The 17,701-nt window shown below is 47.4% G+C and carries 18 protein-coding genes; 3 read left to right on the top strand and 15 right to left on the bottom strand.

What is annotated here, in order from left to right; genetic code table 11:
• Genes ytpR through HU147_RS16735 form a run of 6 tightly spaced genes read right to left on the bottom strand, consistent with a single transcriptional unit; the run spans position 1 to position 4,026 of the window.
• A complete protein-coding gene (gene ytpR / locus HU147_RS16710; RefSeq protein WP_224077285.1) occupies positions 1-609 on the bottom strand; it encodes a YtpR family tRNA-binding protein in 609 nt (202 codons plus the stop codon).
• Positions 606-1,421 carry a DUF1444 family protein gene (locus HU147_RS16715; protein WP_224077286.1) on the bottom strand — a complete coding sequence of 272 codons (816 nt, stop codon included), beginning with the start codon at positions 1,419-1,421 and terminating at the stop codon, positions 606-608. The genes ytpR and HU147_RS16715 overlap by 4 nt, the downstream gene beginning before the upstream one ends.
• Positions 1,422-1,481: 60 nt before the next feature.
• Positions 1,482-1,799, bottom strand: a complete 318-nt coding sequence (locus HU147_RS16720; protein WP_224077287.1) for a thioredoxin family protein — start codon at positions 1,797-1,799, stop codon at positions 1,482-1,484.
• An 18-nt stretch (positions 1,800-1,817) separates the two neighbouring features.
• Positions 1,818-2,327 carry a hypothetical protein gene (locus HU147_RS16725; protein ID WP_224077288.1) on the bottom strand — a complete coding sequence of 170 codons (510 nt, stop codon included), beginning with the start codon at positions 2,325-2,327 and terminating at the stop codon, positions 1,818-1,820.
• A gap of 33 nt (positions 2,328-2,360) precedes the next feature.
• A complete protein-coding gene (locus HU147_RS16730) occupies positions 2,361-2,909 on the bottom strand; it encodes a DUF84 family protein (protein WP_224077289.1) in 549 nt (182 codons plus the stop codon).
• 43 nt (positions 2,910-2,952) lie between these two features.
• A complete protein-coding gene (locus tag HU147_RS16735; protein WP_224077290.1) occupies positions 2,953-4,026 on the bottom strand; it encodes a M42 family metallopeptidase in 1,074 nt (357 codons plus the stop codon).
• 167 nt (positions 4,027-4,193) lie between these two features.
• Here HU147_RS16735 and HU147_RS16740 point away from each other — a divergent pair, with 167 nt between their 5' ends.
• On the top strand, positions 4,194-4,508 hold the full coding sequence (locus HU147_RS16740; RefSeq protein ID WP_224077291.1) for a PepSY domain-containing protein: 315 nt from the start codon (positions 4,194-4,196) through the stop codon (positions 4,506-4,508).
• A gap of 452 nt (positions 4,509-4,960) precedes the next feature.
• On the opposite strand, the gene HU147_RS16745 is transcribed toward HU147_RS16740, so the two are convergent.
• The 6 genes from HU147_RS16745 to pepV all read right to left on the bottom strand — a co-directional run bounded on the left by HU147_RS16745 (position 4,961) and on the right by pepV (position 10,360).
• Entirely contained in the window at positions 4,961-5,815 is an 855-nt protein-coding gene (locus tag HU147_RS16745) for a YtnP family quorum-quenching lactonase (RefSeq protein WP_224077292.1), read from the bottom strand.
• 20 nt (positions 5,816-5,835) lie between these two features.
• Positions 5,836-6,486, bottom strand: coding sequence for a tRNA (guanosine(46)-N7)-methyltransferase TrmB (gene trmB, locus HU147_RS16750; protein ID WP_224077293.1), 651 nt, complete (start codon positions 6,484-6,486; stop codon positions 5,836-5,838).
• On the bottom strand, positions 6,483-7,415 hold the full coding sequence (locus HU147_RS16755; RefSeq protein WP_224077294.1) for a diacylglycerol/lipid kinase family protein: 933 nt from the start codon (positions 7,413-7,415) through the stop codon (positions 6,483-6,485). Before HU147_RS16755 ends, trmB begins: the two co-directional genes overlap by 4 nt.
• A gap of 21 nt (positions 7,416-7,436) precedes the next feature.
• Entirely contained in the window at positions 7,437-7,976 is a 540-nt protein-coding gene (thpR, locus tag HU147_RS16760) for an RNA 2',3'-cyclic phosphodiesterase (protein WP_224077295.1), read from the bottom strand.
• Positions 7,977-8,057: 81 nt separating this feature from the next.
• Entirely contained in the window at positions 8,058-8,906 is an 849-nt protein-coding gene (gene dat, locus HU147_RS16765) for a D-amino-acid transaminase (protein ID WP_224077296.1), read from the bottom strand.
• 68 nt (positions 8,907-8,974) lie between these two features.
• Positions 8,975-10,360: a dipeptidase PepV gene (pepV, locus tag HU147_RS16770; protein WP_224077297.1), complete on the bottom strand. Its 1,386-nt coding sequence runs from the start codon at positions 10,358-10,360 to the stop codon at positions 8,975-8,977.
• A gap of 299 nt (positions 10,361-10,659) precedes the next feature.
• Here pepV and HU147_RS16775 point away from each other — a divergent pair, with 299 nt between their 5' ends.
• Complete coding sequence (locus HU147_RS16775; RefSeq protein ID WP_036802205.1) at positions 10,660-10,881, top strand: DeoR family transcriptional regulator; 222 nt, start codon at positions 10,660-10,662, stop codon at positions 10,879-10,881.
• A gap of 85 nt (positions 10,882-10,966) precedes the next feature.
• Here the strand turns inward: HU147_RS16775 and HU147_RS16780 are convergent, their stop codons facing one another.
• Positions 10,967-11,680, bottom strand: a complete 714-nt coding sequence (locus HU147_RS16780) for a pseudouridine synthase (RefSeq protein WP_224077298.1) — start codon at positions 11,678-11,680, stop codon at positions 10,967-10,969.
• A gap of 10 nt (positions 11,681-11,690) precedes the next feature.
• Positions 11,691-13,298 (bottom strand): putative polysaccharide biosynthesis protein, encoded by a 1,608-nt coding sequence (locus HU147_RS16785; RefSeq protein WP_224077299.1) that lies wholly within the window; start codon positions 13,296-13,298, stop codon positions 11,691-11,693.
• A gap of 298 nt (positions 13,299-13,596) precedes the next feature.
• Here HU147_RS16785 and HU147_RS16790 point away from each other — a divergent pair, with 298 nt between their 5' ends.
• Positions 13,597-14,862, top strand: a complete 1,266-nt coding sequence (locus HU147_RS16790) for an NAD(P)/FAD-dependent oxidoreductase (RefSeq protein WP_224077300.1) — start codon at positions 13,597-13,599, stop codon at positions 14,860-14,862.
• 410 nt (positions 14,863-15,272) lie between these two features.
• Here HU147_RS16790 and leuS read toward each other — a convergent pair whose 3' ends face one another.
• Positions 15,273-17,684 (bottom strand): leucine--tRNA ligase, encoded by a 2,412-nt coding sequence (gene leuS / locus HU147_RS16795; RefSeq protein WP_224077301.1) that lies wholly within the window; start codon positions 17,682-17,684, stop codon positions 15,273-15,275.
• Positions 17,685-17,701 lie beyond the last annotated feature (17 nt).

Genomic DNA, 17,701 nt, shown 5'->3' on the forward strand with positions numbered 1-17,701 from the left:
TCACGCCTTCACTTCAAATGCGGAACCAGTTTCTGCATCTTCCGGCAGAACAAGAATTCCTTTTTCTTGTGGGGCATCCGGCAATGCCAATTCTTTTGCAGAGCAAATCATGCCGCTTGATGGAACACCGCGAAGCTCGGCATCTTTGATCACCATTCCAGACGGCATGACAGCACCGACTTTGGCAACCACTACTTTCTGGCCTTGATCGATATTCGGAGCGCCGCAGACAATCTGCAATTCCTCCGTGCCGACGGAAACCCGGCAAACACTTAGTTTATCTGCATTGGGATGCTTTTCTTTCGCTTCTACATAGCCGACTACAAATTTTGGAGACAGGTCGACTTCCAGCGTCAAGTCCACACCGTTCTTTTCCAGAGCATTTTGCAAGGCTGTCACCAATTCCTCAGATACGTCCACTGAAGCGGCCTCTCCCAAATCCATGTACGTTGAAGCACTGAATAAGTTGAAACCGGCAATGTTGCCATTTTCATCTTTGATCAGTGTGACATCGTCCATTTGTTCTGTATGGATTTTTTCAGGAGTTTCTGTTTGAAGTTGAACCAATAGGACATCGCCTATGCCGTTTTTATTGTAGAATGCATTCATTTTTTATCGTTCTCCTTGTTTTGTCGATTTTTGGCCAGGATGAAAATCGGCTCCAATTCTCCGTTTTCATAGATGAATGACAACGAAGTAATCGGCACTTTGCCGTTGGTAAAGAAATGCATGGCCATTTGGGCCAATACGTCGTAACCCGTTTCGTTTCGGATATCGCCGATGATCAGCACATCCTGGTGCGGCACTGATACGGTCATATCACCTGTTATTTTAGTTTTCATGTCTTTAAGAAAAGTTTCGTTTAATATACGCGAAGCGTCATAGCCGTCGTTTTCATTTAGGAAATAAAACACATTGCCCGCGACTTTGTCTTCTTTCACAGCTGTTTTTAGTTTTTTGACCTGAAATTTGGCAATTTCCTTCAGCTGCTCTACGGTGAGACTTAATGAATTTAACATATTTTCATCAATTAAGCGATAGGTGGTGCCGGCATCCAAGGCATAATACACCCGTGTTTCCGCGGTATGGTCGGATGTGACGAATTTATGGCCTTCGTTGGATTCTGTCGGAAACGATGTCGAGCGGATGACCGGGTAGATATGCTCGGACGATTTGAGTTCGCCTTTCGACTCTTTTTCCATGGCATCAAAAGTTTCCGTAATCGTATAGACAATCTCCTGGATGGCAGCTTCGCCTTTTGCCTCATACCGGTTGATCACTTGCGGCACGCCAAGCGTCATTCCTTTTCCAATGCCTTTATGGCGGATATGCAAATTATTTTTTTCGCGGTCATGGCGCCATTCAAGCTGTTCGCTCGGCATCCGTTCTTTTAAGAGGTTGATCAGTTCAGTCGGTTTCATCTAAAAATCCCTTCTTTCAAAAATAAACGGCTCTGCCAGAAATGGCGAACCGTCATTTTGTTATTTAGGCAGATTGGTCAAAAAAGCCTCAATCTCTTCTTGTGTTTTACGGTCTTTGCTGACAAAACGCCCTGCCTCATTGCCGTTCGTATAAGCAAGAAAGCTCGGAATGCCATAAATGTCTTTTTCAATGCATAAATCAATAAAATTGTCGCGGTCTACCGACACAAATGTAAAATCACTGAAAGACGATTCAACTTCAGGCATTACCGGGTCAATCACACGGCAATCCGGGCACCAGCCTGCAGTAAACATAAACACAACCGGCTCGTTGGCTGCCAATTCATGAAATTCTTCAGTAGTAGTTAACGTTCTCATACGGCTATCCCCTATCGTCTAGTTTTCAATTGATCGGACTGTCTTCATCATCCAGTCCATGTTTTTTTCAATATCACGCTCTTCGGAAATGGTGGTCATCTTGACGCCGCCAGCGCTTACGACCAACTCATAGCGGTCTTCAGCGATTTCCCGGACGGTTGTGAAGCCAAACCGTCCACTTTGCTCGAAAGTTTCATCAGCTACCCATTGTTGTTCTGGATTGGCTTTTTGAAGGTCATAGAATAACGTGCTGTCTGCTGCCTCGTTCGGGTTAATAAATAACGCATAGGAATCGCTTCCCTTGGTGATCATGATATTTTGTTTATCGGAAGGCTCCTCAATGGTATAGCTTCTTGGCACATAAAGTTCTGTCCCATCTGAACTTTCATTGGTTTCAACCGGCTCATCTTCAAAAGCTGCAGCCACTTTTGCCACGCCGTCCGTAATGCGTTCTTCCGGCAATGCCAGACAGCCGCCCAAGACAGCCGCCGATATGATTATTCCTGCAATAAATCCTTTACGAGGCACACTTATTCCTCCCTATCCATACTTGTTCTTATTTTAAAGATGTTTCGGGACACTTGCAACTGTATCGATGTCCCGGATATATTGTCCGACTAATAGGCTGACAATATGTTCGAACATCTCATTCCGATTGACAAGCTCTGCAGTCAATATCCCGACTGCTCCTTTATGGTGGCGAATGCCGGTTTCATTTGCAAAGACGTCCATCACCGGCCCCAGTTCTTGGCCGGCGCGTAATTTCCCGGCAATCTCATCCGGCAAAGGTATTTGTGCGCCAGCTGCTGTATAAAGGCGCCCTTCTTTCGTCCACAAGGCTCCCCAGTTGCACAAATACATTTGCCCTTCCAGGTCATAGACGCCGCCTTCCAGGCCAATCGCCAGATCAAGTGTTCCAGTCAGTGCCGATTTCGAACGGTTAACCGCTCCTTGCCTTGTTTCTTCAAGAGACAGCGGTTGAGCGGAAACTCCGGACTCCACATCTGCTTGGGCCAAATCATACGCCATTTCCAGTTTTTCCAAAACCGCTTCCACCGCTTTTACTTTAGCCGGGTTTTTCGAAGCGATTGCTGCTTTGATTTTTTTCATGCCTTTCATTCCTTTCAAAAAAAAAGAGCCCGAAGGCACTTTTTTAGACGTTTTGTTTAATGGTCTCAAGTGTCGTGCGGTCAGCCGCTTTGACAAGTTTCGTAATCAATTCTTTTGCTGCTGCGTAGTCATCTGTATGGATAATCGATGCAGAAGTATGGATATAGCGGGAACAAATGCCGATAACCGAACTCGGAATGCCGTCGTTGGCTGTGTGCACACGCCCTGCATCCGTTCCGCCTTGTGAAACGAAGTATTGATACGGGATATGATGCGTTTCTGCTGTATCCAGGATAAATTCACGCATGCCGCGATGCGTAACCATCGTCCGGTCCAGGATGCGTAGCAATGCGCCTTTTCCTAGTTGGCCAAACTCATTTTTATCGCCGTTGGCATCGTTTGCCGGGCTCGCATCCAATGCGAAGAACAAATCCGGCTGAATCATTGCAGCAGCCGTCTGAGCTCCGCGAAGCCCCACTTCTTCCATGACGGTTGCACCTGAATACAATTGGTTCGGCAATTGTTCATCTTTCAGTTCTTTCAGCAATTCAATGGCCAATCCGCAGCCGTAGCGGTTGTCCCAAGCTTTTGCCATGATTTTTTTATCGTTTGCCATCGGAGTGAACGGGCTGAATGGCACAATCTGCTGGCCTGGGCGGATGCCGAATGACAGGGCATCTTCTTTGTCGTCTGCACCGATATCAATCAGCATGTTTTTCATGTCCATCGGCTTGCTGCGCATTTCTTCACTGAGCAAGTGCGGTGGAATGGAGCCAACCACGCCCTGGATTTTTTTGTCGCCGGCAATGATTTCCACGCGTGTGGCAAGCATTACCTGGTTCCACCAACCGCCTAAAGGCTGGAAACGGAGCATGCCGTTGTCGGTAATTTGCGTCACCATAAAGCCGACTTCATCCATATGGCCGGCCACCATGATTTTCGGTCCGTCCTGCGGGCCGTTCTTGACGCCAAAGATGCTGCCCAGATTGTCTTGCACTACGTCATCTGAATACTTTTCGAGTTCTTGCTTCATAAACTTTCTCACTGCATGTTCATTTCCCGGAGCTCCAGGAAGTTCAGTTAATGTTTTAAATAACTCGCGCGTTTCACTATTCATCTAAGTGTTCCTCCTAATGGATTGCTAATTCAAGTTTAGAGCTTTTTTGGGCTGATTTCCAGCTTCTTCTTTCGATTATCGAAAGAAATACATTCCGCTTAGCACTTTGGTATGGCGAAATAAAATTTTGTGTTACAATTTATGGAGCACGTATAGGAGGGATTCTTGTGAAAAATCGAGATTTATTGGTTGGATTTGCAGCGGGTGTTGCAGCGACTTATATCATCAAAGAAGTCTATGACAGAAAAGCTACGCTTTACCCGGCTGACGATGTATTGAAAAGCGTCAAATCAGCGTTTAAAGAAGAAGGACCGATCGACGGCTCGTGGATTTTCATGAAAACCGAACCGTACAAACAGCATGCAGTTTCAACAGAAGTTTATAAAGGCGGCATTACCCGGCACCGTGAAGACGAGCTCGAGCAATTCGAGTTTTTGGCAGATGCGTATACCGGAGCTGTTCTTGAAGTAAATAAAGTCTAAAAAAAAGAGCCGGCATTCAGCCGGCTCTTTTATTTGAGCGTATAGACGATAGACCTTTACACATGGTTGCTGAATAAATATTCGACTAGAAAGGAAATCCCGGATCCTCCGTTTCAGCCGGACGCGTTCCGCGGGCTCCCACTCCGGATCCTGAACATGAAGGCTATCCAGAGATGTCGCTTTTCCTCTTAGGAATATCTATTTAGGCTACAACCCGATTCACGTTCACAATCGAATCAAAGAGAGACGCCCCCAACCGGTCCGGCCACGGAGACTCCTGTGGGACAGCGAAAGCTGAAGACCCCGCAGGCGCAAAGCGGCGAGGAGGCTGAAGCTGAGCCCACGGAAAGCGAAGTGGCCGGTCCGGTTGGTTTTATGCATCGCTATTCGTTTAATTTTGCCTTTATCTACATTATGAAACAAAAAAGCCGGCATTCAGCCGGCTTTTTTATTTATAGATTTTTCTCTTGGTATTGCACCGATTCTACAATCTCTTTGCCATCCGCACTCCATTTAAGGACGCGGTAGTAAGCGTCGTGGTAAAACGAGAAGTAATAACCGTTTTCGAGCGCTTCTTTCATAAGCTTTTCCTTGGCGTAAATGGAATCCATCGGATAGTCGTCATAAGCAAGCACCCATAGCGGGTTTTGGTGGGCATGCGTCGGCATAATATCTCCCATATGCAGGAGCGTTTCGCCGCCGCTTTCCATTTTAATGACGCTGTGGCCGTTGGAGTGGCCGCCTGTGTGGATCATCGTAATGGCATCGAACAAGGTCTTTTCGCCTTCGAAGGTTTCCACTTGCTCCACAATCGGCTCCCAGTTTTCTTTCCAGTATGTATTTCTGGAACGGATATTCGGATGCTGCATTTCTTCCCACTCAACGGCGGAAACATGAATTTTGGCATTTGGAAATGCCGAAACGTACGCATCGCCTTGTGGCTTCGTCAATCCGGCCGCATGGTCTCCGTGCAGATGCGTCATCAAGACCGTGTCAATGTCTGCAGCAGTCAGCCCGAGTTCTGCCAAGTTTTCATCAATGCGCGATTCGGCGGATACGCCGAGATTCCGTTTTTGGCGGTCTGTCAGCTTTCCTGAGCCGAGCCCGCTGTCAATGATGATGTTATGCCCTTTATACTGCACCAACACTGGATGCGTCGGCAATTCAATCTGGTTCCCTTCGTTTACCGGATAGCGTTTTGACCAGACGACTTTCGGCACCACCCCAAACATTGTGCCTCCGTCCAGCCAAGTTGTTCCCCCGTCCAACCAAGTTAATGCCATGTCATGAAACTGAAATTTCTCCATCCCCAAATTCCTCCCAGTCCTTAATTCGCGTTGAATTGTGCTTCCAGCCGGTAAATCGGCTGTCCTTTTTTCGAGAACTTTTCTTCATATTCGGTCATAATGTTCCATTCCGGTTCGTTTGCGTGAAGATCCAAAGAAACATCCTTCAGCAGCATGCCGTATTCCGACATGCTGACAAGCGAGTATTCAAAAAGTCCGCGGTTATCGGTTTTAAAATGGATTTCCCCATTTTCCGGCAAGACCGATTCATAAAGCGCTAAAAATGTCTTGTACGTAAGGCGTCGCTTCGCGTGGCGCGTTTTTGGCCACGGATCGGAAAAGTTCAAATAGATGCGGTCAACTTCGCCTTTTTCAAAGAACTCCAGCAAGTCGGCTCCGTTAACCCGGAGCAATCGCAAGTTTGGAATGCCTCCTTCCGTTTCAAGGACCCCTTCGAGTGCACTGACGATGACACTGTCAAACAACTCGATGCCGATATAATTGACTTTAGGATTGGCTTTTGCCATGCCGAGGATAAAACGGCCTTTGCCTGTTCCCACTTCAATATGAAGCGGCTTGTCATTGCCGAAAACTTCTTTCCATTTGCCTTTTTGCTGCTCCGGATTCGGAATAACAATTTCCGGATTGGCAGCGATCAAATCGGCTGCCCATGGTTTATAACGTGATCTCATTTACGTTCCTCTTTCTTCCTTGTATTTACGGCATACCAATGATGCTCGCTTACAGTATAACTTACCGCTTCGTGAATAGGTGTTTTTCCTGCGTAGTCTCCGTCTGTATGCCGGAAAATCGCCCCATCAACCGCCAGCTTGAATTCAGTGCTGCTCGTCTGGTGCACTTCTTTAAACCGCGTATGGCTTCCGGTAAAAACCGTACCAAAGACCAGCAGCAGTTTCAAGCGGGAAATGCCGTGGACCACCGTCAGTTCCAACAAGCCGTCATCGGTTTTCGAAGCGGGTGATATTTTCATGCCCCCGCCAAAATAAGGCTGGTTGCTGACCGTAGCGAGCCAGACATCTTCAAAAACCGTCTTCCGCCCTTGCTGTTCAACCGTGAGCTGAAATTTCTTGAAGCGTGCCAGTGTCAAAACCACATACAACAAGTAAACCAATTTTCCGGCATTGATTTTATTCAGCCATCTCTTTAATGTTGAAAGGTTGACCAATGCCGATATTTCCGCATCCAAACCAATGCCGGAACTGCTGGCAAAGCGGTGGATGCCGCCATTTTGCAGTTCCCCTAAATCTTCCCGCACGGCTTCTGGATGCTTTAAAAATTCCGCAATCGATTCAGCATTTTGAAAAGAGTGGAACCCTCTTCCGAAATCATTGCCGGATCCTGCTGCTATCGCGCCAACCAACAAATTCTCGGCTCCTGCCGCTCCCGCTATGATTTCGCGCAAGGTGCCGTCCCCGCCAAATCCGACGATCAGCGTTTTCTCCCCCGCTTCTTTATAGGAGCGGGCAATCGTTATCGCATGCCCGGCCTTTTGCGTAAGCACCGTTTCATATGGAAAACGGATGGTTTCGGCAAAGCGGCTCCATTTTTTTAAGGCATTGCCGTTGCCGGCCACTGGATTTATGATGAATACTGTTTTCATTTGCTCTCGCCTATCGCGTGTTTAAACGCTTTCTTTCAGTTGATAGCTTGCTTCTGGTATATACTTCGGCACACTGCCGGGCTCAATCCGGAAAACAGTGAATTCCGTTACTGGAAATGACATGGCCGGAATCGTCATTTCAGTCTCAAGCGGCGGCCCGCCAGCCCATTTCCCGGCTAAGGTGATGTGGGGGACAAACGGCTTTCCATCCGGATTCAATCGGAACGGACGCAACGCTTCCCTGACTTTTGCTTGCAATTCTGCAAGCGCCGGACTGTCTTCCACCGCTGCATACACAATGCGCGGTGTAGCAGGATTGCCGAAAGTTTCTACAGTGCTTGTCGTCAATTCAAACGGTGCCTGCTGGATTTTGGAAAGTGCCTGCTGCACCTCCTGAATTTCGCCATGCGGATCGCTGCCGATAAAAAGAAGTGTGATGTGCATGTCGACCCAATGGGTGTAACGCTTATGGCTTTTAAGATTCCAGCTTTTCCTTGCCTGGTCCAGCCTTTTTGCCGTTGGCTCAGGGATTTTGATGCCAATAAAATAATGTGCCTGCATAAGTCATCACCTCTCTTCAGTTTACCATTGATATCACCACAAAAAAATAGCGATCGGCTTTCGCCGATCACTTTGTGTCATTTATGATTTTACCGTTAATTTTAAATTCGCTTCGAACGCCTGCTGAAGTTTTTCCGTTAATTCACCAGGGATTCCTTCCCCAATGTTCTGGCCGTCGATTTGGATGATCGGCATGATTTCTGCGGTCGTAGACGACATAAAGATTTCATCCATTTCGAGCGCTTCCGTTTTGGTGAATGCCGTTTCCTGAACCGTAATGCCCTGTTCTTTGCACAGTTCCAAGATCACACGTCGCGTAATGCCGTTCAAGATCAAGTTTGTAGCTGGGTGTGTATAGATGACACCGTTTTTAATTCCGTACATATTTGAAGAAGATCCTTCGGTCACCACTTCGCCGCGGTGCAGAACCGCTTCATATGCACCTGCTTCATGAGCTTCCTGCTTCGCCAACACGTTGCCAAGAAGATTTAAACTTTTGATGTCGCAGCGCAGCCAGCGGACATCTTCAATAAATACCGCTTTTACGCCCGCTTTCATCATTTCCACCGGCCGCTCCACTTTCTTTGGATATGCGACAAGCACTGGAGAAGTTGCTTGCGGGAAATGATGCTGTCTCATAGCTTCCCCGCGCGTAATTTGTACATACACTTGGCCATTGTCAATTTCGTTCATTTCCACCAAGTCATACATCATTTTGTGGAAAACATCTTTTGTATAGGGAATGACTATTTTGATTTTTTCTGCGCTGTCATAAAAACGGTCGATATGTTCTTTAGCCGTAAACAAATTGCCTTCGTATACCCGGATGACTTCATAAATCCCGTCGCCGAATTGGTACCCCCGGTCTTCTTTTGATATGTTCAACTCATTTTCCCGAATAAACTCACCGTTATGCAAAATCCACTCCATGTCAAATCCCTCTTTCCTCATTTTCTAATGCCGCATTCCACGGGTCTTTCATTTGCCCACTGCGGAAATCAAACTTCTCCGCTTTTCTTGCATGCTAATTGGTAAATGGCTTCAGCGTAAATCGCTGTCGCTTTAATTAAATTGTCGATATCGACAAATTCATCCGCTTGGTGGGCGACATCTTTTTCACCTGGGAACAGCATGCCAAATGCCACGCCTTTTTGCAGCACGCGCGCATAAGTTCCGCCACCGATGGCTAGAAGATCCGCGGTCTTGCCAGTTTGTTTTTCGTAAGCGTTTTGAAGAGTTCGGATGAATGGATCGTTTTCATCCACGTAATGAGGAGTCGAATTGGAGCGAATTTCCATTGAAAAAGCGTCCGTTTTCGCGTCAGCCATCTTTTCTTCAAATGGATAACTGATTGAATACCTCATGCTGACTTCAACTGCTGCCAATTTGCCCTGTTCAAACTGCAGAATACCGGCGTTAAATGTGGTATCACCGGAAATGTCATCCTTGTACTCCAGGCCGAACCCACGGCCGCGCGAATCATTGTAGAAATTATCTGCAACAAACGCCGTAAATTCTTTGCCGTCTCCAGCCAACTGGTCTTTCAAAAAGACCGCCAGCAGGATGCCGGCATTAACGCCGTCGTCCGGTTCCATGGCATGCGCCGATTTTCCGTGTACGGTCAATTTGATGCCTTCATTCACTTGTTCGCATGTGCCTACAACTTTGTATTTGCTGCAGAATTCATCAAACTGCGACTGCCAATCCGCTATATTTCCATCCACGATTGCTTCTGCCAAATCCGGCACCATATTGGTCCGTTTCCCGGAAGCGAATGACCGCAAGGCGTCCGGTTGATTCCATTCCTTTTTGGAAAACGCAAGAGACGCAATGCCTTTTTCAGCATGAATGATCGGGAAATCGGCATCCGGTGCAAAAGCGATCGTCGGCATTTCCTCGGTTTCAAAATAACGGTCGACACAGCGGAATCCACTTTCTTCGTCAGTTCCGATAATAAGGCGAATCCGTTTATCAAACTCAAAACCTGCTTCTTTCACCATATTCAATGCAGTCCAAGCGGCAATGGTCGGTCCTTTGTCATCGATAGATCCGCGGCCGTATAATTTGCCGCCTTCTACTTCGCCGCCAAACGGCTCTTTCGTCCATCCGGCCCCAGCAGGCACAACATCCACATGGCCCAGGATGCCCAGCAGCTCTTCCCCTTCTCCGATTTCAAGATGGGCTGCTACATTGGCTACGTTTTTCACACGGTAGCCGCGCTCTTCACCTTTATCCATAAACCACTCTAATGCACGTTTCACTTCTGTTCCAAAAGGGGCTTCCGGTGTTGCGTCTTCACTCAACACACTCGGGATTGCAATTAAGCTTCGCAATTCCTCAATGATTTTGTCTCTTCTTTTTTCTGCTTCTGTATGCCAGTCCATTTTTCACTCCCCTTTTATTAACGCTATTGTACACCTTTTGAGAAAAATTTAAAGAACCAACCTCAAAATTGCGAAAATAATCCTGTCTTTAAGAATGTTAAGTTTATGTGAAATAAACGTTATTTGTAGATATTCGAATACTTTTTCGCTATAATCAAATTGTCAGATAATACCGACTGACAGATTTTTATAAAAAAAGGGGATGTCTTTGGCATTTATTTCAAACCTGCTGAGTATAACTCAGCCATTCGTCCGCTAGTCTTTGCCTACAGGAAAAAAGATGAAGGAGTGGTTCTTACTTGAAACCAACAACTGATCGCATGCTAATTCGTATTAAAGATATGTATAAGTACATCCGTGATAACGGAACTGTAACTACGCAAGATCTTGTCGATGAATTCGGCATCACTCCTCGCACCATTCAAAGAGATTTGAATGTGTTAGCCTTTAACGATTTGGTAGAAAGTCCAACTCGCGGCAAATGGACAACGACGCACAAGAAAGTCAAAATGACATCCTGAGAAAAGCGCTGGAGTCTAGACATCCCAAGAAAAGCGCAAGCTTAAATTTTCCCCTGCATAAAGAAAATGACCGCAATATCTGCGGTCATTTTCTTTGTTTTAAAGCATCTAGTTCTTCTTCTGCCAAATGGCGGTATTCCCCGAGCTGCAAATTGGGATCCAGCTCAAGCGGCCCCATCGACAGGCGCTTCAAATAAGTCACTTCTTTTCCGACACTTTGAAACATCCGCTTCACTTGATGGAACTTGCCTTCTGTAATCGTCAATTGAATCTCTGATTGTTCCCCGCTTTTCAGGATCTCAAGAAAAGCCGGCTTTGTCACATAGCCGTCGTCAAGCATGACACCATGCTTGAACGCTTCCCCGTCTTCTTCCGTTACCACACCATCAATCACGGCGAAATATTTCTTATCGACATGCTTTTTTGGCGACAATAACTCATGCGCCAATTTGCCGTCGTTTGTAATCAACAGAAAGCCCTCTGTGTCTTTATCCAAACGGCCGACCGGAAACGGTTCAAAATTCTGCTCCGCTTCCCCCAGCAAATCGATGACGGTCTGGTCGTATTTATCTTCCGTTGCGGAAATCACGCCTTGCGGCTTGTTCATCAACAAGTATATAAATTCAGTGTAGTCGACTTTCTCTCCGCCTACTGTCACTACATCCGCTGCTTCATCCACATGGACTTTCGGATCGCGGACGGCTTGGCCGTTCACTTCCACCGCTTTGGACTTCAGCAGGACTTTTACTTCTTTGCGGGATCCATAGCCCATATTCGATAAAAATTTATCTATGCGCACAATGCCCCTCCTAAAAACCGAATTTACGTGTGTATTTTGTCAGCCGTTCACCCAATAGCTTTTGCGCGATACCCGTTTTCAAGCTGAGGTATCCATAAACCGCTCCGCCGATTCCTCCGACAATGAGAATGCGGGCCAGTGAATGGAATTTCGAATCCATTCCGACGAACAAATCCAACCCTGCAAGGGAAGCAAAAACTGCTCCAGCCATAATGGCATTCAAAATGACAATCAACAGGATGCGGCGCAGCACCATATTCGAACGGTAATTCATCGTTTTGAAGATGACGCCTAAGTTCATGGTGATGGCGACCACATAACCGATAATGGTCGCAGCAATGGCTCCGTCAGTTTCAAACATGCGGATCAATGGAATATTCAATGCAAGCTTCAGCAATAGGCCAATCGACAAGTTTAAAATGATCCATTTTTGCTGATTGATCCCCTGCAAAATCGAAGCCGTCACCGGGAACATGGAAAACAGGATGGCAACCGGCAAATAATGCGCCAAAATTTCCGAACCCGGTTCACTGATTTCATAGAACACATGGTACAGTTCATCCGACAGCATCGTCATGCCGACTACAGCCGGCAAGGTCAAGAATAAAAGAATTTGGAAAGTCTGGTCCAAGGTTCGGTTTACAGACTTGAATTGTTGATTGGTAAAGTATTTGGTGATCAATGGAATAAGCGCCATCGAGAATCCAGTCGCAAGCATCACCGGAATCATCACCAGTTTATGGGCGGTCAAGTTTAAAATTCCTAAGTAAATGCTTGAATTGGCTGCGTTTTCCGTGGTGCTCATTGCATTGTTGAATGTCAGCATGTCGATAAACTGGAACAGCGGATTGGCAATTCCAAGAAACACGACCGGCAAGGCATAAATCGCGATTTCTTTGTACATATCGCGCAGCCGGACGTCATAAGACTCGGCCGACTTGGCGCGGAGTTCGTTGTACTCCGGTTTTTTCTTTCTCCAATAATAGAACAGGACAAGGACGCCGCCAAGCGCCCCGACAAATGCGGAAAGCACGGCAATCTGCACAGCAGTTTCCGGAGTTCCGTTAAAGACATTCAGAACCAGGTACGCTCCGCCAAGCAGGAAAACGATGCGGACAATCTGTTCAATCAATTGCGAAACGGCCGTCGGCATCATGAAATTATAGCCTTGGAAGAATCCTCGGAACAAACTCATGAATGGCACAACGATCAACGCAAAACTTACCCATTGAATCACTTCTTTTACATCTTGGACCGAATTGACTTTGTCTTTTTCATCAATTGTCAGTTCCGCAAGCGGACCGGCAAAGAAATAAAGAAACAAAAACGAAACAAAACCGGTGATCATCATAGTCGTCAGGCCGGATTTCAATAATCTCCTGCCGGTTTCGTAATCACCGAGTGAATTGTATTTTGCGACAAATTTCGAGAACGCAATCGGCGCTCCTGATATCGCCAGCGACAGCATTAAGTTATAAGGTATGTACGCATACTGGTAAAGGCCGATATTCTCTTTCCCAACCATATCGTAGAACGGAATGACATAAATGACCCCAAGGATTTTAGATAAAAACAAACCCATGGTTAAAATAGCGGTTCCTTTTATTAACGTTGACATTTTACACTTCCTGACATTTTTCTAATAAAAAAAACAATCTACACGATAGTTTACACCTATAAAAGAAATTACTCAACGAGTTTTCTTCCATGGTGTATACTTGAGAAAAGCGGAAGCGCCTGATCAGCTCCGGCAGTTATAAGACAGAACAGCGAAGTGGCGGTCTCTGCCACATAGCTGGGCTTTCTTATGTCCTGAAGAGCTAGGCGTTGGAGACTAGACACTGGGCTGGCTTATGGCCGAGGAGCTAGGCGCTGGAGTCTGGACACTAATAAAAACGAAAGCGAGTTCTTATTTTATGTATGATGTAATAATTATCGGCGGCGGCCCTTCCGGATTGATGGCTTCCATCGCCGCGGCCGCTTCCGGCCAAAAAGTGCTGTTGATTGAAAAGGGCAAAAAGCTGGGCAAAAAACTGGTGATTTCGGGCGGCGGACGCTGCAACGTCACCAACCGGCTGCCGCTTGAAGAAATTGTGAAACACATCCCGGGAAATGGCCGCTTTTTATACAGCCCGTTTTCCGTCTTTAATAACGAAGACATCATCGCCTTCTTTGAAGGCCTTGGCGTCGCTTTGAAAGAAGAAGACCACGGCCGCATGTTCCCTGTTTCGAACCGGGCACAGGACGTGGCAGATGCCATGTTCCGGGAAATGGACCGGCTGAACGTCAAAGTGATGCTTGATTCCCCGGTCAAAAAATTGCTGATGACCGATGCCAAAGTGACCGGTGTCCGCCTCCATTCCGGAGAAGAATTTACGGCACGGGCGGTTGTTGTCGCAGTCGGCGGAAAAGCGGTTCCGCAGACCGGCTCAACCGGAGACGGCTACCCATGGGCAGAAAAAGCCGGACATACTGTGACGGATTTGTATCCGACGGAAGTTCCGCTCCTGTCCAAAGAGCCGTTCATTGTCGGCCGGGAACTGCAAGGATTGGCCCTTCGCGATGCCGCTGTATCCGTACTGAATAAAAAAGGCAAGCTGCTTGTCACTCACCAGATGGATATGCTGTTTACTCACTTTGGCCTCAGCGGACCGGCAGTTCTACGCTGCAGCCAGTACGTTGTCAAAGAAATGAAGAAAAACGGCCAACAGCCGGTAGAAATGCGCATCAACACGCTGCCGGAAGAAAATGCCGAATCGGCGTTCCAGCTGCTCCATAAAATGATGAAAGACGAGCCGAAAAAAGCGGTGAAAAACGTCTGGAAAAGCATCACCCAGGAACGCTGGCTGCTGTTTTTGATGGAACGCGCCGGAATCGATCCGCAAGCGATCGGCGCAGAACTGGCAAGCGACAAAGTACGCGCACTGGCTCAGCAACTGACGGCATTCTCGATGTTCGTGACCGGCACCCAGCCGATTGAAAAAGCGTTTGTCACGGGCGGCGGTGTGTCAATCAAAGAAATCGAACCGAAAACGATGGCTTCCCGCAAAAAGCCCGGCCTTTATTTCTGCGGTGAAATTTTGGATATCCACGGCTATACCGGCGGCTACAACATCACCTCCGCTTTGGTGACGGGCAATGTCGCCGGACAAAGCGCCGCAGCTTTTGCACGAGAAGCTTAATAGGAATGGCAGCGTCCGCTTTTAGCGGGCGTTTTTTAATAGGACGAGAATATTGGGTGGAGGATGCAGGCTTGTGGATTTTATCGAAGGTGTTTGTCTCTTCACTTCTGTTTATCTGCTTTTATTTTCGTTTATCTGCGATTTTCGGGTTTTATCTACGATACTGAAAATTTATCTGCGATTCTGGAGTTTTATCTGCGTTTCACTATTTCACTGTGCTTCCCTTCACATATTCCCATTACTTGCGGAAAATGTCCGGTTACTTGCAGTATATCGTTTTTACTTGCAACAAGAGCACCTTTACTTGCGGCATTCACCTTTTATTTGCACCTACTCCAATTTTACTTGCAGCAAACAAAAAAAGCCTGTCCGGCATGAGCATCAGCTCTGCTGGACAGGCTTTAAACTTATTAAGCGATAACTACATTGACCAATTTCCCTGGAATCGCGATGACTTTACGGACTTGTTTGCCCTCAGCCGCTTTCACGATGTGCTCATCAGCAAGTGCTGCAGCTTCCAGTTGTTCTTTCGTTGAATCTTTGGCAATGACCAGTTTTGTTCTGACTTTGCCGTTTACTTGGACAACCACTTCGATTTCGTCGTCCACCATTTTCGACTCATCGAATTCCGGCCAAGCCGCATACGTGATCGATTCTGTATGGCCCAATTTCTCCCAAAGTTCTTCTGCCACGTGAGGTGCAATCGGAGAAAGAAGTTTTACAAAGCCTTCGACGTATTCTTTTGGAATCGCATCCGCTTTATAGCCTTCGTTGATGAAGACCATCATTTGTGAAATGGCTGTATTGAAACGCAGCCCTTCAAAATCCTCTGTCACTTTCTTGACGGTCTGGTGGTAGACTTTTTCCAGTTTACCGTCATTGGCGTCAACGACTTTGCTGCTCAACTGCTCTTCTTCCACCAACAGGCGCCATACCCGGTCAAGGAATCGGCGTGCACCGTCAAGGCCGTTTGTCGACCAGGCAATGGATGCTTCAAGCGGCCCCATGAACATTTCGTACAAACGAAGCGTATCGGCTCCATGACTTTCGATGATCTGGTCCGGGTTGACCACGTTGCCTTTGGATTTCGACATTTTTTCGTTGCCTTCACCCAGGATCATGCCCTGGTTGAACAATTTCTGGAATGGCTCTTTTGTGGAAACCACGCCGATGTCGTAAAGCACTTTGTGCCAGAAGCGTGCGTACAATAAGTGAAGTACCGCATGTTCTGCTCCGCCGATGTAAACGTCAACCGGAAGCCAGTGCTTCAGCAATTCCGGATCTGCCAATGCTTCTTCGTTGTTTGGATCGATGTAACGCAAGTAATACCAGCAGCTGCCTGCCCATTGCGGCATTGTGTTGGTTTCGCGGCGCCCTTTCATGCCGGTTTCCGGATGAACCACATTGACCCATTCGGTAATATTGGCAAGCGGCGATTCGCCTGTTCCGCTTGGCTTAATGTCGGTTGTAACCGGCAGCATCAGCGGAAGATCTTTTTCGTCAACCGGCGTCATCGTGCCGTCTTCCCAGTGGATGATCGGAATCGGCTCGCCCCAGTAGCGCTGGCGGCTGAACAGCCAGTCGCGCAAACGGTACGTGATTTTCTTTTCGCCGACGCCGTGCTCTTCAAGCCAGGCAATCGCGCGTGCAATCGCTTCTTTTTTGTTCAAGCCGTTCAAGAAGTCGGAGTTGATCAATTCGCCGTCGCCTGCATAAGCTTCCGTTGAAATATCGCCTCCAGAAACCACTTCCACAATCGGCAGATCGAATTGCTTCGCAAATTCATAGTCGCGCTCATCGTGCGCCGGAACCGCCATAATGGCACCCGTTCCGTAAGTTGCCAACACGTAATCCGCAATCCAGATCGGCATTTTCTCGCCGCTTACCGGGTTGATTGCATAAGCGCCGGTGAATACGCCGGATTTCTCTTTTGCCAAATCAGTGCGTTCCAAATCGCTTTTCGTTTTTACGTCGTCGATGTATTTTTCAACTGCTGCTTTTTGGTCTTCCGTTGTAATCGAAGCCACTAGTTTATGTTCCGGTGCCAAAACTGCATAAGTTGCACCGAAAATCGTATCCGGGCGGGTCGTGAAAGCACGGAATGAATGGCCGTTGCCGTCCACTTGGAATTCAAGTTCCGCCCCTTCCGATTTGCCGATCCAGTTGCGCTGCATATCTTTCAAGCTTTCCGGCCAGTCCAATTCATCCAAATCTTCCAGCAAACGGTCCGCATATTCCGTAATGCGAAGCACCCACTGGCGCATCGGGCGGCGTTCAACCGGGTGTCCACCGCGTTCTGACACGCCGTCGACCACTTCTTCGTTGGCAAGGACGGTGCCAAGTGCCGGACACCAGTTGACCGCTACTTCATCAACATAGGCCAAGCCTTTGTTGTAAAGCTGGATGAAAATCCATTGGGTCCATTTGTAGTATTTCGGATCTGTCGTATTTACTTCGCGGTCCCAGTCATAGGAAAATCCAAGTTCCTGGATCTGGCGTTTGAATGTCTCGATGTTTTTCGCCGTGAATTCCGCCGGGTCGTTGCCGGTATCAAGCGCATACTGCTCTGCCGGAAGGCCGAATGCATCCCAGCCCATCGGGTGAAGTACGTTATAGCCCTGCATGCGTTTCATGCGGCTCAAAATGTCGGTTGCTGTGTATCCTTCCGGATGTCCGACGTGAAGGCCGGCGCCTGAAGGGTATGGGAACATATCCAACGCATAAAACTTCGGTTTGGAAAAATCCGTTTCCAATTTGAAGGTTTTGTTTTGATCCCAGTATTTTTGCCATTTCTTTTCAACTGTCTTGTGCTTGAATGTCATCTCTGTTCCTCCTCAAA

Origin of the sequence: Planococcus chinensis (assembly GCF_020071995.1) — a bacterium.
Classification (GTDB): Bacteria; Bacillota; Bacilli; order Bacillales_A; family Planococcaceae; genus Planococcus; species Planococcus chinensis_A.